The organism is Streptosporangium oxazolinicum (assembly GCF_039537505.1).
Classification (GTDB): Bacteria; Actinomycetota; Actinomycetes; order Streptosporangiales; family Streptosporangiaceae; genus Streptosporangium; species Streptosporangium oxazolinicum.
This window is the reverse complement of the sequence record NZ_BAABAQ010000018.1, coordinates 49,874-64,033: the sequence shown is the minus strand read 5'-3', so window position 1 is coordinate 64,033 and position 14,160 is coordinate 49,874. Positions and strand designations below refer to the sequence as shown.

Annotated in this window: 14 protein-coding genes; 5 read left to right on the top strand and 9 right to left on the bottom strand. The window is 70.3% G+C overall.

Going from position 1 to position 14,160, the window contains the following annotated elements:
• Positions 1-125: 125 nt before the first annotated feature.
• The gene (locus ABD817_RS35560) at positions 126-1,007 is read left to right on the top strand and encodes an SURF1 family cytochrome oxidase biogenesis protein (RefSeq protein ID WP_344922812.1); all 882 of its coding nucleotides are present in this window, start codon (positions 126-128) and stop codon (positions 1,005-1,007) included.
• A gap of 157 nt (positions 1,008-1,164) precedes the next feature.
• On the opposite strand, the gene ABD817_RS35555 is transcribed toward ABD817_RS35560, so the two are convergent.
• Together ABD817_RS35555 and ABD817_RS35550 are read right to left on the bottom strand one after the other, a co-directional pair.
• Complete coding sequence (locus ABD817_RS35555) at positions 1,165-1,863, bottom strand: hypothetical protein (protein ID WP_344922809.1); 699 nt, start codon at positions 1,861-1,863, stop codon at positions 1,165-1,167.
• Between the two features lie 21 nt (positions 1,864-1,884).
• The gene (locus ABD817_RS35550) at positions 1,885-2,562 is read right to left on the bottom strand and encodes a hypothetical protein (protein ID WP_344922808.1); all 678 of its coding nucleotides are present in this window, start codon (positions 2,560-2,562) and stop codon (positions 1,885-1,887) included.
• Positions 2,563-2,617: 55 nt separating this feature from the next.
• Between ABD817_RS35550 and ABD817_RS35545 the strand changes: the two genes are divergently transcribed.
• On the top strand, positions 2,618-3,355 hold the full coding sequence (locus ABD817_RS35545) for a tyrosine-protein phosphatase (RefSeq protein ID WP_344922807.1): 738 nt from the start codon (positions 2,618-2,620) through the stop codon (positions 3,353-3,355).
• Positions 3,356-3,754: 399 nt separating this feature from the next.
• Positions 3,755-4,951: an amidohydrolase family protein gene (locus ABD817_RS35540; RefSeq protein WP_344922806.1), complete on the top strand. Its 1,197-nt coding sequence runs from the start codon at positions 3,755-3,757 to the stop codon at positions 4,949-4,951.
• A 260-nt stretch (positions 4,952-5,211) separates the two neighbouring features.
• Here the strand turns inward: ABD817_RS35540 and ABD817_RS35535 are convergent, their stop codons facing one another.
• From ABD817_RS35535 to ABD817_RS35525, 3 genes are all read right to left on the bottom strand, one after another.
• Entirely contained in the window at positions 5,212-5,550 is a 339-nt protein-coding gene (locus ABD817_RS35535) for a YkvA family protein (RefSeq protein WP_344922805.1), read from the bottom strand.
• Between the two features lie 203 nt (positions 5,551-5,753).
• Positions 5,754-7,178 (bottom strand): amidase, encoded by a 1,425-nt coding sequence (locus ABD817_RS35530; protein ID WP_344922804.1) that lies wholly within the window; start codon positions 7,176-7,178, stop codon positions 5,754-5,756.
• A gap of 36 nt (positions 7,179-7,214) precedes the next feature.
• Positions 7,215-7,385 carry a hypothetical protein gene (locus tag ABD817_RS35525; RefSeq protein WP_344922803.1) on the bottom strand — a complete coding sequence of 57 codons (171 nt, stop codon included), beginning with the start codon at positions 7,383-7,385 and terminating at the stop codon, positions 7,215-7,217.
• A 279-nt stretch (positions 7,386-7,664) separates the two neighbouring features.
• On the opposite strand from ABD817_RS35525, the gene ABD817_RS35520 reads away from it, so the two are divergent.
• Positions 7,665-8,432 (top strand): hypothetical protein, encoded by a 768-nt coding sequence (locus tag ABD817_RS35520; RefSeq protein ID WP_344922802.1) that lies wholly within the window; start codon positions 7,665-7,667, stop codon positions 8,430-8,432.
• A gap of 105 nt (positions 8,433-8,537) precedes the next feature.
• Here ABD817_RS35520 and ABD817_RS35515 read toward each other — a convergent pair whose 3' ends face one another.
• Positions 8,538-9,305, bottom strand: a complete 768-nt coding sequence (locus tag ABD817_RS35515; protein WP_344922801.1) for a bestrophin-like domain — start codon at positions 9,303-9,305, stop codon at positions 8,538-8,540.
• Between the two features lie 81 nt (positions 9,306-9,386).
• Positions 9,387-10,061 carry a TetR/AcrR family transcriptional regulator gene (locus ABD817_RS35510; RefSeq protein ID WP_344922800.1) on the bottom strand — a complete coding sequence of 225 codons (675 nt, stop codon included), beginning with the start codon at positions 10,059-10,061 and terminating at the stop codon, positions 9,387-9,389.
• Positions 10,062-10,692: 631 nt separating this feature from the next.
• Between ABD817_RS35510 and ABD817_RS35505 the strand changes: the two genes are divergently transcribed.
• A complete protein-coding gene (locus ABD817_RS35505) occupies positions 10,693-11,481 on the top strand; it encodes a hypothetical protein (RefSeq protein WP_344922799.1) in 789 nt (262 codons plus the stop codon).
• Positions 11,482-11,731: 250 nt separating this feature from the next.
• Here ABD817_RS35505 and ABD817_RS35500 read toward each other — a convergent pair whose 3' ends face one another.
• Entirely contained in the window at positions 11,732-12,799 is a 1,068-nt protein-coding gene (locus ABD817_RS35500; RefSeq protein WP_344922798.1) for an aspartate-semialdehyde dehydrogenase, read from the bottom strand.
• Positions 12,796-14,070: an aspartate kinase gene (locus ABD817_RS35495; protein ID WP_344922797.1), complete on the bottom strand. Its 1,275-nt coding sequence runs from the start codon at positions 14,068-14,070 to the stop codon at positions 12,796-12,798. Before ABD817_RS35495 ends, ABD817_RS35500 begins: the two co-directional genes overlap by 4 nt.
• Positions 14,071-14,160 lie beyond the last annotated feature (90 nt).

Genomic DNA, 14,160 nt, shown 5'->3' with positions numbered 1-14,160 from the left:
TCCGGAGTGTCCGGTGAGCTTTTCCATGACATCCGAGGATCGGGCGGTCCCGGGCACCTTACTACGCCCAAAGGCGCACCCGGCTATCTCCAAAGGCGCACTCGGGGGACGGGGCGGTGCCCCCGGTGCCTACCCTTGATGACGTGTACCGGTTCCTGCTGACTCCCCGATGGCTGGCTCTCCACGTGGTGGTGCTGCTGGTCATCCCCGCTTTCGTGCTGCTGGGCCAGTGGCAGTTCGGGCGCTTCGAGGAGAGGTCCACCAGCAGTGACCAGATCACCGGCAACCTCCACGCCGCCCCCGTCACCGTGGAGACGCTCACCTCGCCCGGCGGCACCGTCTCTACGCAGGACAAATATCGCACCGTCACGGCCAAGGGGACATACGACGCCGGCGCCCAGCTCCTGGTCCGGCGCCGCGTCCAGGACAAGATGGTCGGCTTCTACGTGCTGACGCCGCTGGTCACGGCGAACGGCACCGGCGTGCTGGTGAACCGGGGCTGGGTCAAGGCGGGCAGCACCGCCGACGCCCTTCCCGAGGTCCCCGCGCCGTCCTCGGGTGAGGTGACTGTCACCGGCAGGCTACGTCCCGCCGAGACCGAGGAGACCTCCGGCATCCGCGACCGGGCGGGCCTGCCCGCAGGACAGGTCCTGCTGATCAACACCGAGGCGATCGGGCGCCGCCTGCCGTACGGGCTCCTCGGCGGGTACGTCGAGCTGACCGGGCAGTCGCCCAAGGCCGCCGCCGCGCCCGCGCCCGTCCCCACGCCGGACGTCGGCGAGGGAGGCGGCCTCAACCTGGCCTACGGCGTGCAGTGGTGGCTGTTCATCGGGGTCGCGATCGGCGGCTGGGCACTGCTGATCCGCCGCGAGGCCGCCGACCTCAGGGCGGCGGCCGCTGCCGCGGCGAAGCCCGGTGAACCCCCCACCCCCACGGAGCCCGCCGGGCCCGGAGAGCCGCGGGGAAAGCCCTCCGCGTCCGACGAGTCCGCCGACCTGCGCGCTTAGGGCCTGTTTTGTGGATCTTTGCCGTGGCGAGGATCGTCCAGGTGGATGTCCCGCGAGGCGGAGGAGGAGTTCATAACGGAGTTATGGGCGACGACGACAACGCCGCGGAGCGCCGCCTGGACGACCGCGGTAGGCGGAGAGATCCACAAAACAGGCCCTAGCCTCGGACGAGACTCAGGAGATAACCGACGACCAGCAGCAGGCCGGAGGAGAGCATGCTCACCCCGATCGCCAGCAGGAACCCCCGCCCGCCGCCCAGCCGCTCGCGCGGCGCGGGGACCCGCCCGGCCGCGAACCAGAGCGGGCGGGGTTCGAGCAGCAGGAACAGGATCGCGCCGACCTGCCCCGCGGTGAAGAGCCAGAACCAGGCCCACCTGTTCCCCAGCCGGGGCGTCGAGCCGAGCATGATCAGAAACGTGAGTATCCAGCTCCCTATCAGCCACGGACCGCCGATGGGCCCCGGCATGTCGGCGACCCATCCGGGTATCCACGCCATCCCGCCGGAGTGGTCCCGCTCGACCACCCTGGCCCGGCTCGGCCCCAGATCCTGCCTCAGCTCCGCCCGCGTGGAGGGGAGCGAGTCATCCGGGAGCATCTGTGGCCTGATCTCGCGCCAGAGCAGCGGACCCTGGGCCCATCGGACATAGGAGATCGCACCGTTCCCCCCGTCGTGCTCGACGAAGGAGACGCGGTCGGCCGCGGCGGCGGCACGGAGCTCGGCGCGCGTCCCCGGCAGGGGCGTGGCGCTCAGCACGGTGATCAGGACGCCGAAAATCAGGACGATCAGGAGAATCGACCGGATGGTCAGCCCGACGATCCGCCAACCACGACGGACCTCCAACGCTTCAGGAGCCATACTCCATTTACTACTCGACGATCACGCGTTGACCATCGCCAGACCGAAAAGAAGTGCCACCGCGATCGCGAACCCGCGCGTCCCGTCGAGCCTGACCGGCGCGGGCAGCGCCTCGTACGGATCCCGCCACAGCGGCCTCGGCTCCAGCAGGACGTAGAACAGCGAGCCGCCGGTGAGGAACATCCAGAACCACGCCCAGCGGCTGGCGTAGCGGGGGTTCGGCCGGGCCAGCATGAGCAGCCAGGCCAGGATCTCCGCCGCCACCGCCACCGGGCCGAACGGCTCCCACCATCGCCCGTAGGCGGGCGAGCCCGTCAGGGCCCCGACGCCGTCGGTGCGCACGATCTCCACGGAGGGGTCGGCGGCGGCGCGCACCTGGGCCAGGAAGGCCGCCTGGCGGCGTTCCAGGGCCTCGGGGACCAGCCGGGTGGTCCGGGGATCCCAGACGTCGTCGGGCTGGTCGAAACGGGCCTGGCTCCAGGAGAGCGGCCCGTGGGACCACGTCAGCGTGCCGTAGGCGGGCCAGTTGCGGTCGTAGACGACCTTGGTCACCCCACCCGCCCGCAGGTCCGCCACGAGTTCCCCGGCGGGCCGCAGGGGAGGGGCCTGGTTGATGTGGACGATCACCGTGGAGAGCGCGAGCACGAACAACAGCGCCACCCGCACGGCGTACGGGATGTCGTCCCGTGCCGGAATCACCACTCGCCTCCCTGTCCCCATCGCGCGAGACCCACCGCTGGATAGGTTAGAGGGCGTGATCCGGCATATCGAGTTCGCGCGGCTGTACAACTTCCGCGACGTGGGTGGTTACCGGACGGACGACGGGATGGAGGTGCGCTGGCAGCGGCTCTATCGCTCCGCCTCGCTGCACATGCTCGCCGACGACGATCTCGACCGTTTCCACGCGCTCGGCGTACGCACCGTGATCGACCTGCGCCATCCCGACGAGGTGGCCTACCGAGGCCGTGCCCCGCAGGGACCGGGCTACCACAACCTCCCGGTCGAGCACCGCAGGTGGGACACCGTTCGCGACTACCACCCCGACGCGGGGATCGCCAGGTTCTTCGCCGACCGCTACCTGGAGGTGTCCCAGGACGGTCACGCCGAGCTCAGGAGCGCGCTGGAGCTGATCGCCGAGGCGGAGAACGCGCCCGTGGTGGTCCACTGCGCGGCGGGCAAGGACCGCACGGGGCTTCTGGTCGCCCTGCTCCTGCGGTTGCTGGGGGTGTCCGAGGAGGACGTGATCGCCGACTACGCGCTGACCGGGCTGGCCAGGCCCCGGATGGTCGCGTACTGGGAGAAGGAGCATCCCGGCGAGGCGCAGTGGGCGGGGTTCGGCCAGGCGCCCGCCGACGCGATGCGTCTTTTCCTCGGTGAACTGGGCCCGGTACGGGAGTACTGCCTGCGAACCTTGCGCTTGGACGAAAGTGTTATATCCGCTCTTAGGCATCATCTTTTGAAAAATCCTGATACTGCGGCGATCTCTGGGTAGGCGCATCCACAGGGCCCGCCACGGGCAGCACCCTCCGGCGGGCCCGTCCCCGGGGCCGCCATCACCCCCCCTCGGGTGGTCCCGGGGCCCGCCCGTGAAAGACACCGCGAGAGGCACCGCGAAAGACGGCCGTGGCACGCGCCACGAAAACGGCCGTACCGAGCGTCACGGAAAGCGGCCCGTCGCAGGCGCCGCGAGGACGGCCATGGCACGCGTCACGGAGACGGCGGTGACGGGCGTCACGGAAGGCGGCCCTCGGAAGGGTCGCGAAAGACGGTGGCGGGAAGCGTCACGAAAGACGTTATGGGGACATCGCGGGAGACGTCGTGAGAGACAGAGATACCAAGCGGAGACCTTGCGGCTTGATGAGTGTTATTCCAGCGGAATACGGTTGACCGTGTGACTACGCCGCTGCTCCCCGACCCCGAGCCCAGGCGGCGGGACTATGTGATCATTTCAGCCGACGACCACCTGATCGAGCCGCCCGACATGTTCGACGATCGGCTGCCGGAGAAATACGCCGACATGGCGCCCAAGGTGGTCGAGACCGACTCCGGTCACCAGGTCTGGCGTTACGGCGGGGCGACCTATCCCTGTGCCGGGCTCGACGTGGGCGCCGGTCTGCCCCGCGAGCAGTGGACGCTCGACCCGGTGCGGTTCGAGCACATGCGTCCCGGCTGCCACGACGTCGAGGCCCGGATCGAGGACATGGACCGCGCCGGCGTCTGGGCCGCGCTGTGCTTCCCCGGCATGCTGGCCGGGCAGTCGGGCATGGTCTTCGCCAAGACCCGCGACCAGGAGCTGGGCCTGTCGGTCCTGCGCGCGTGGAACGACTGGCACGTGGAGGTCTGGGCGGGCACCTATCCGGAACGGATCATCGCCCTGCAACTGCCCTGGCTGACCGACCCCGAGGTGGCCGCCAAGGAGATCCGCGACAACGCGGCACGCGGTTTCAAGGCGGTGCTCTTCCCCGAGTTCCCCACCCGGCTGCGCCTGCCGTCCATCCACAGCGACCACTGGGACCCGTTCTTCCAGGCGTGTGAGGAGACGGGCACCGTCGTCTGCCTGCACGCCGGTGCCGGTTCCTGGGCTCCGGTCCCCTCCCCGGACACGCCGATCGAGGCGATCACCACGCTGATGCCGGCGAGCGCCATGTTCGCCTGCGCCGACTGGCTCTGGTCGGGCATCCCGCTGCGCTTCCCCGCGCTGCGGATCCTGATCGTGGAGGGCGGTGTGGGCTGGCTGCCGATGCTGGCCGAGCGGGCCGACTACGCGCTCGACCACCCGGTGGCGGGGGAGGCCTCGTGGGAGGGCGGCCTGAAGCCCAGCGAGGTGCTGCGGAAAAACTTCTTCTTCGGCACGCTCAACGACCACGCCCTGTCGGGAGTACGGCTCGCCGTCGGGCTGGAGCACGTGCTGCTGGAGAGCGGCTATCCACACTCCGACTCCACCTGGCCCGACACCCAGCAGGCCATCGCGACGAACCTGGGCAGCCTGCCGCCCGCCGACATCGCCCGGGTGGCCTACGGCAACGCCGCCCGCCTGTTCGGCCACCCGCTGCCCTCGCGCGCCTGGCTCAGGATGGAACAGATCTGACCCGTCCTCACTCCCGCTCAAGACAGAGCGGACAGGACCGGGCGTACAGGACGGAGCGGATCCGGCACCGGGCTTACAAGACGGAGTAGGTCCGAAACCAGGCGTGCAGGACGGAGCGGATCCGGCCGCTCGCACCCTCCATCGGAACATGACGGACCCGGCCCGCTCACGCTCCCCGCTCAGACCGGGCGCGAGCGGATCCGGCCGTTCAGGACAAAGCGGGCGGGACGCGGAGGACCCGACCCGCTCGCGCCCTCCGTTCAGGGGCGAACGGACCTGACCCGCTCGCGCTCCCAGTCGACGTAGCGTCCGCCCTCGCCGAGCAGGGAGCCCATCAGCCACAGGAACACGCCGAAGTCGTCGGCCACCCCGATGAGGACCATGAACTCGGGGACGATATCGATCGGCGAGATGATGTAGAGCACGCCGAGACCCATCATGGCCAGCTTGCCCTTGCCCATGCCGGGGTACTGCCCGTTCATGACCGCGCCGATCATCCTGGGGAGGGCGCGGAGCCGGGCGCCGAGACCGGGCGAGCCCGGCTTCGTCACGTCCCGGTACGTCCGCCACGCCTGCGCCGCGCGCGCCGCCTTCGCCATGGAATCCTCCTCGGAACCACGTTCGCCTGGCAGCGTACTACCCCGCCGCCTCACGATATAACGCGTGACTTCCCGGCAGGGTTCCCGGACGCCGCCCCGGACCGGAAGGCCCGCGATCTCTCACCACTTTCCCGCGCCCGTACTCCCGGATCACCGAGTCCGCGGGATGTGACGAGACACGTCCGCGCACCCAACCTCTCGGGTCAGTACAGCCGGCGCATCGCCGTGTGCCGGAAGGGCCGCTCCTCCTCGATCTGGGCGGCCACCCGGATGAGCAGGTCCTCCCGCCCGGCGGCGGCGACCAGCTGCACCCCCACCGGCAGCCCCTCCGCGGTCCGGTGCAGCGGCAGGGAGATCGCGGGCTGCCCGGTGGCGTTGACGGGCGAGGTGAACGACACCGCACGCCTGACGCGGCCCGGCGAGGTGCTGACGTCGTCGGCGGGCAGCCAGCCGAGACGGAAGGGCGCGACCCCCAGCGAGGGCATGAGCAGCAGGTCGTGCGACTCCCACCAGGCGGCCATCCGCCGCCTGAACCCGTCGATCCAGTCGCGCGCGGTCACGTAGCCGACCGCGTCGAGCCTCCGGCCCGCCGCCCCCAGGATCCGGTTGCGCGTCTCCAGCTCGTCGAGCTCGACGGGCCTGCCGCGCCAGCGCCCGATGTCCTCCAGGTCGGCGGCCACGTGGGCGGCGACGATCGTGCCGAAGTGCGTGGCGAAGCCGTCCTCGGCGAGGGCGGAGGGCCCTCCCGGCTCGACGTGGTGGCCCAGCGCCTCCAGCAGCCCGGCGGCCCCGGTGACCGCGCCCACCAGGTCCGGGTCGGCCGGGACGCCCCCGTCGGGGTGCCCGGTGAGGAAACCGATCCGCAGCCGCCCGGGATCCGCCCCGACCTCCTCGGCGAGCGGGCGCCGCCAGGCGGGCGCGCCGTACGGGTCGCCCGGCATCGTCCCGGCGATCACGTCGAGCGTCGCCGCGCTGTCCCTGACCGTACGGCAGAGCAGGCCGGCGGCCGAGAAGCCCGCCCAGGGCTCGCCCCCGGAGGGGCCGGAGCTGACCCTGCCCCTGCCGGGCTTCAACCCGACCAGCCCGCACACGCTCGCCGGGATCCGGATCGACCCGCCGCCGTCGCTGGCCGTGGCGACCGCGACCATGCCCGACGCCACCGCCGCCGCGGAACCGCCGCTCGACCCGCCGCTGCTGTAGCGGAGGTCGTACGGGTTGCGGGTGGGGCCGAACGCCACCGGCTCGGTGGTGATCGCGGTGCCGAACTCCGGGGTGTTGGTCCGGCCCAGGATCGTGAACCCGGCCCGGCGCAGCTTGGTCACCGCGTACCCCTCGCGCTCGGCGAAGATCCCGTCAAGGGTGCGCGACCCCGCGCGGTACGGCTCCCCGGCCATGCTCCAGCCCAGGTCCTTCAGCAGCGTCGGCACGCCCGCGAAGGGGGCGTCGAGGTCGGTCTCGCCCGCCTCGGCCAGTGCTCGCTCGAACCTGCGGTGGACGACCGCGTTGATCGCGCCGTCGCACGCCTCGATCCGCGCGATCGCCGCCTCGGCGAGCTCCCTCGGCGAGATCTCTCCCTTCCGTACGGCTTGGGCCTGCCCGAGCGCGTCGAGCCTCAACAGGTCGTGCAAGGGTCACTCCTCGACGGGGGCCAGATCTCGTACGGCCTAGCGATCGGGGACCTCACCCCCGGGGATGGGGGCGAGAACGGGGATGTTCGGGCCGTCGCGCACATACTCCCGGATCCCGGCCCGGCACGTGGCGGCGTCGCCGTGCACGATGAGCTCGTCCACGACCTCGCCGAGGATCGTCATATCCCAGCGTGGGCTCGTGATCATCGTGCCGCCTCCGTGTCGGTGATCGCCACCGGGGACCTTTCCCCAGAACGATATTCCGATGGAGCCCGCCGCGTCCGTTCGGGGTTCCGCCAACAGCTTCACCGCGCCAACCGGATGGTATGGCAACAAAAGATGATCTACGTCGGCCGACCGCTTATCGCCCTGTCACTTTCCGTATGATGCTAGAAACTTTACGTGACGAAGCATCGGCGGCATCGGCGGCATCGGCGAAGGACTCGACGGCGAGGCCCGCTCGGCGTGGTGGCCCTCGCGACCTGCATGGCGGCCCCCGTTCTGGCCGGGACGCACCCCCTCGCGGCGGAGGACGGCGCGGGGCCACCCGGCCCGCGCCTCGGGACGTCGTACGCGGCCCTGAGCCTGGTCGCCGGCCGGACACCGCTCCCGGAGCCCGGCCCGTCGTCCCCCGGCCCCCTGCCCACCGGGCCGGACCACCGGCCGACGCCGGAAACCGGCCGCTCGACCGCCGCACCCGCCGCGCCTGCCGTGCCTGCCGCGTCGAAGCCCGAACCGGACTATCCGACCGCGCCACCGCCGGTGACCGGCGACCGGAAAGCCCCCTGGTGGCACTGGTGGCACTGGTGGGAGCCGAAATCGGACTACCCGGCGGACATCCCGGCCAAGCCGAAACCCGAGCCCGAGCCGAAGCCCGAGCCGACACCGAAACCGGAACCGGCCCCCGAGCCCACGCCGGAGCGGCCGACCCCCACCGTGCCTTCTCCGTCCTCTCCGTCCTCTCCGCCCGCGCCGGAGCCCTCCGCGCCCCCCAGACCCGCCCCCCGCGTCCCGCCCGTCCCCGTCGCCGTTTCCGTCCCCCAGGTCGTCGTCACGCCGACACCGACGCCGAGCCGCACTCCCCGGACCAGGACGACGCCCTCCGGCGTGCCCCTCCTGTGGCAGCGGGCGGTGCTCGATCGATACGCCGAGCGGCGCAAGGGCACGGACAGGAAGCTGGTCCTCCTGGTGATGTTCACCGGCGTGATCTCGGTCTCCGCGGTCACCGCCCTCAACCGCAGGGCCCGCGGATAACGCGGCCGACACACCGTACGGACGGCGAAGCCCGCCGGTGGGAGATCCACCGGCGGGCTTCCGCATCACCGTCCGCGCCGGACTCCGGCCGACCGGCGACGAGAACTACGGCTGCGCGGGGAACCGGCCGTCGATCTGGTCGTACTGCCGCTGCGCGGCCTTGAACGCGTCGGGCTCGACGGCGCCGAGCCCGCTGAACGGGTGGCTGATCAGGATGATGAAGCACACCCCGATGACGACCACGCCCACCCTGACCAGGTCGGCGATGATCGACGATCTCGTGGGCCGCACCCCGAGCGTCCAGGGCAGTGCGATCACCAGCAGCCCGGAGATGATCATCAAGATCACGAAGGTGCTCTCCAGGCCGGTGCTCGCGTCGTCACTCCGCACGATGCGGGCGTGGGAGACCTCGGAGATCCGGTCGAGCGTGTCCTGCTGGAGGTTCTTGCTCTCCTCGCCGACCGGACGGAGCCCGAGCACCGTGGCCCGCATGTCCGCGAGGGTCTGCCCGGGGATCGGGGACATCTCGCGCCCGGCCATGAGCGGCCAGTCGAGGTCGATGCTCTGCGCGGTGTACTGCCGGATCTGGGACCGGACGGGCATCGCCTCGGGGATCGGCGCCACCGACCAGTACATCTCGGTGAGGCTCTCGGCCTCGGCCTGGACGTCGGCCTCCGACACCGAGAGGCCGTCGCGGCACAGGACCGCGGCGTAGGCCAGCACCAGCAGGTAGACGGCGAGGGCGAGATTGGCGGAGAAGTCGACGGACGACGCGCCGTGATCACCGTCGTCGCGCCCCTTCCTCCTGAGGACGCGGAACGCGATCAGCGCGATCGCGACGGACACCATCACCAGCACGGCTATCCAGCCCATGGGACTCCCTCGAATCCGTCATCGAATCAGCTACTCAGGGTAATCAGATCGATACGGTGATTCATGGAGTTCCACCGGGATTCACTCACGAAGTTCGTGAACCCCCGCGATGAAGTCACGGGCCACCCCGCGCAGGCCGGGCAGGTGCGAGAGCCCCACCAGGCGGTCCACCAGCGGAACGGTGAGCTCGATGAACCGGTGTGTCCGCCGGCACCCCTCCGATTCGTCGTGCACCCAGAACAGGACGACGCCCATCGACATCAGCCAGAGCAGCTCGGGCAGCTCGGCCCGCAGCTCGCTGTCCATGCGGTCGGAGGATCCCTCCACGACCCGCCGGTAGATCGCGATCGACGCGTCCCTCGCGGGCGAGGACTCGGCGCTGAACGGGTTGAGCGGGTTACTCGGCTCGGCCGCGTGCTTGAAGAACTTCACCGCGAACTCGTGGTACGGCTCGGAGACCCGCACCCACTCCCGCAGCACTCCCGCCAGCCGCGCGGCGAACCGGTGCTCGGTGGCCAGCAGCTTCTCGCACGCGGCCTCGTGCTCGGCCTGGGCCCGGTCGTAGTACGCCTGGACCAGGACCTCCTTCGAGGCGAAGTAGTAGTAGGCGTTGCCCACCGACACCCCGGCCTCGGCGGCGATGGCCCGCATGGTGGTCGCCTCGTACCCTCGCTCGCGAAAAAGCCGCAGGGCCGTCTCCACGATGGCCTCACGGGTCCTGTCCGATCCACGGGTTCTCGGGGTCGGCTCTGTCATAGGGCGCTCGTCACCTGTCGATTGGAGCTGGGAGAACGGGCTCGTCTGGTCTTTCTCCACTGGACGAACCCTAGATCATCCGTCCCGCACCACCAGGTATAAGCCCCAGTGAACGACCCTAAGCGCGCCACATCGCCCCCGCCACTCATATCCGTGATTGCTCCGCCACTCTCAGCCCCGCCCCATGGGCCGCGCGCTCCCCGCCCCACTTCCCGCTCCCGCTTCACGCCGTCCGCCGACGGCGTGACGACGATGCCGTATGCGACAAATGCTGACATGTCGTCTATCGCGGGAATCGCCGTCTGAGCAGGTCATCGAGCTGCCCGATCATTCCCACTACCGGGCAAAAATCACTCTTCGTGAGGGATCATCCGGGTTCGGGGGTGGGATTGATCCGTTTGGCGGAAGGGCTCCCGCGACAAGGGATACATGAATGGGGACACGTCCCTGTAGACAGCGGGCTGCCTGGTTGACGACCGGGGCACTGCTCGCTCTGCAGTTATCTTTCATCGCGTCGGCTCCGCACGACAGCGCGACCGCGGCAAGCGGGAACGCGTCGGCCGGTATCGCGATCGTGAGCCGGCCCGGCGCGGCCGGCCCGGCGAAGACACGCCGGTCCACGGTCATCGGAGTGTACGACATCACCACCCTGGAAACCGCCCGGCGCTACATCGGCGAGCTGTGTCGCCCGACGGCCGCCCGGCGGGGCCGGGAGATCACGGTCCCCCTCTGGCCGGAGAACACCACCCCCATGGACACGCCGTCCCGGCCCTCCAAGACCATCGCGCGAACGCGCACCGCCGCCCTGGCGGGTGCCTCCAGGAGGCAAACGGCCCCCGACACGCAGGAGGCCACCCTCCAGAGCCCCGGGAAGGCACCGGCGTCCGAGGCCCGGGAAGGCGCGCAGGCCCCGGTCACCGCCACCTCGGAGGAGCAGGTTTCCGCCGTCCTCGAGAAACCGGCCGAGGCCCGCGCTCCCCAGGCACAACAGGCGCAACAGGCACAGCAGGCCCGGCAGCCCACGCGACTCCAGCAGACGGACGCCAAGCGGCTCCTGCGGGAGGCGGGCCTGACCTGGTTCTCCTCGGGCAAGTGCGCGAACCGCAAGGGGCCGACCTGCACCTCGCTGGAGGCCGTGCGGTCCACGACCGTCTCCAGCGCCATCGAGCTGAAGCGCCGTAGCGGCTGTCCCCTCGTCGTCACCGGTGGCACCGAGGTGGGCCACGCCCCCGGCCCCTACAGCCACCACGAGGGCTACAAGCTGGACATCAGGCCCAACGCGTGCGTCAACCGCTACATCACGAAGAACTACCCGCCGCAGGGGGTGCGGGGGGACGGAGCCCGCCTGTACGGCCAGTCGGCGACGTCGGGCCCCCTCTTCGCCCGCGAGGCGAACCACTGGGACATCCTCTTCCGCTGACCGGACTTCCCTCAGCCGGGCTTCCGTAGACCGGGCTTCCACCGTCCCGGTGCACGCCCACGACCGCGCGGGTCCCGCCGGTCCTCGAAGGGTCACGCCCGCGCTCGACGTCCCACCACCACGTGGGACCCCATCGCCCCGGGGTCCGGCCCTCGGAAACGCGAGGGCCGTACGACGGCATGACGTCACAGAACGCCACACCGCCGTACGGCCCGAAAAGAACCGGAAGGACGCGAAAGAACCCGAAGAACTACGCGAACTCGGCCGCGACCAGCTCGGCGATCTCCGCCGCGTTCAGGGCCGCGCCCTTGCGAAGGTTGTCGCCGCAGACGAACAGGTCGAGGGTGTTGGGGAAGTCGAGCGCCTGGCGGATCCGGCCCACGTAGGTGGGGTCGGTCCCGACGACGTCGGCCGGGGTCGGGAAGACGCCGTTCGCCGGGTCGTCCATGACGACCACGGTCGGGGCGGCTTCAAGGATCCGGTGGGCGTCGGCGACGGTGATCTCGCGCTCGAAGGTCGCGTGCACGGCCAGCGAGTGGGTGGTGATCACCGGGACGCGGACACAGGTCGCGGAGACCTTCAGGTCGTGGATCCCGAGGATCTTCCGCGACTCGTTGCGGAGCTTGATCTCCTCGGAGGCCCAGCCGCCGTCCTTGAGCGAACCCGCCCACGGCACGACGTTGAACGCCACCGGCGCCGGGAACGGCGACTCCTCGTCCCCGAGCTTGTCCCGCAGGACCTCGCGCACGTCACCGGCGGTCTGCCCGATCGAACGGTCGCCCGCCAGGGCCTCGATCTCGTCGTAGAGGCGGGCCGAGCCCGCCACGCCCGCGCCGGAGACCGCCTGGTAGGAGGCGACCACCAGCGCCCGCAGGCCGTACTCCTCGTGGAGGGCGCCCATCGCGGCCATCATCGACAGGGTCGTGCAGTTGGGGGTGGAGATGATCCCCAGCGGCCGCTCGCGCGCGGCCCCGGGGTTGACCTCCGGCACGACGAGCGGGACCTCGGGGTTCATCCGGAAGGTGCCCGACTTGTCGATGACGACGGCCCCGCGCTCGGCGGCGATCGGCACCCAGGTCGCGGAGACCTCGTCCGGCACGTCGAAGATCGCGATGTCGACGCCGTCGAAGACCTCGGGGGCCAGCTCCTGGACGACGAGGTCCTCGCCGCGGACCCGCAGGATCTTGCCGGCCGAGCGGGCGGACGCGACGAGCTTGATGTCGCCGTAGACGTCCTCGCGGCCGGAGATGATGTCACGCATCACGGTGCCGACGGCACCGGTCGCCCCGATCAGGGCGAGGGTGGGCTTGCGGCTCATCGCCCGCTACCTCCGTAGATCACGGCTTCAACCTGGTCGACGTCGAGATCGAACGCGCGGTGCGCGGCGCTGACCGCCGTGTCCACCTCGTCCTGCCCGACGACCACCGAGATGCGGATCTCCGAGGTGGAGATCATCTCGATGTTCACCCCCGCGTCGGCGAGGGCCGCGAAGAACGTCGCGGTGACGCCGGGGTGCGAGCGCATACCCGCACCGATCAGCGAGACCTTGCCGATCTGGTCGTCGAAGAGCAGCGACTCGAAGCCGATGCGCTCCTGGATCTTCTTCAGCGCGGTGAGCGCGGCCGAGCCGTCACTCGTGGGCAGCGTGAAGGAGATGTCCGTCCGGCCGGTCGTCGCCGCCGACACGTTCTGCACGATCATGTCGATGTTGATCTCGGCGTCGGCGAGCGTTTTGAAGATCGTCGCAGCCTCGCCGACCTTGTCGGGCACCCCGACAACGGTGATCTTGGCCTCGCTCCGGTCGTGCGCGACGCCGGAGATGATCGGCTGCTCCATCTCTGTTCCTTCGCTGTCGGGGTCGGAGACGACCCACGTGCCTTCCTTGGTGCTGAACGAGCTTCTGACGTGGATCGGCAGGCTGAAGCGGCGAGCGTACTCGACACAGCGCAGGTGCAGGATCTTCGCACCGCACGCCGCCATCTCCATCATCTCGTCGTACGAGATCTTTGGGATCTTACGGGCGGCGGAGACGATGCGGGGGTCGGCGGTGAAGACGCCGTCCACGTCGGTGTAGATCTCGCACACGTCGGCGCTCAGGGCGGCGGCGAGCGCGACCGCGGTGGTGTCGGAGCCGCCCCTGCCGAGCGTGGTGATGTCCTTGGTGTCCTGCGAGACGCCCTGGAAACCGGCCACGATCGCGATCTGGCCGCTGTCGAGCGCCCCGCGGATCCGGCCGGGCGTCACGTCGATGATGCGCGCGCGGCCGTGCGAGGAGTCGGTGATCACGCCGGCCTGGGACCCGGTGAACGAGCGCGCCTCCTGGCCCAGGTTGGCGATCGCCATCGCCAGCAGCGCCATCGAGATGCGCTCACCGGAGGTGAGCAGCATGTCGAGCTCGCGGCCCGGTGGGAGCGGCGAGACCTGCTGGGCGAGATCGAGCAGCTCGTCCGTCGTGTCGCCCATGGCGGAAACGATCACCACGACGTCGTTGCCGGCTTTTTTCGTCGCGACGATCCGCTGGGCGACCCGCTTGATGCAGGACGCGTCGGCGACGGACGAACCACCATACTTCTGAACGACGAGCGCCACGAGATGTCTCCGAAGCAATCTAGGGCTGTGGAGCTCACAGTCTACTGGCGCCCTCGCTGAGGCCCTCTGGTCAAACCAGTATGTGGACGA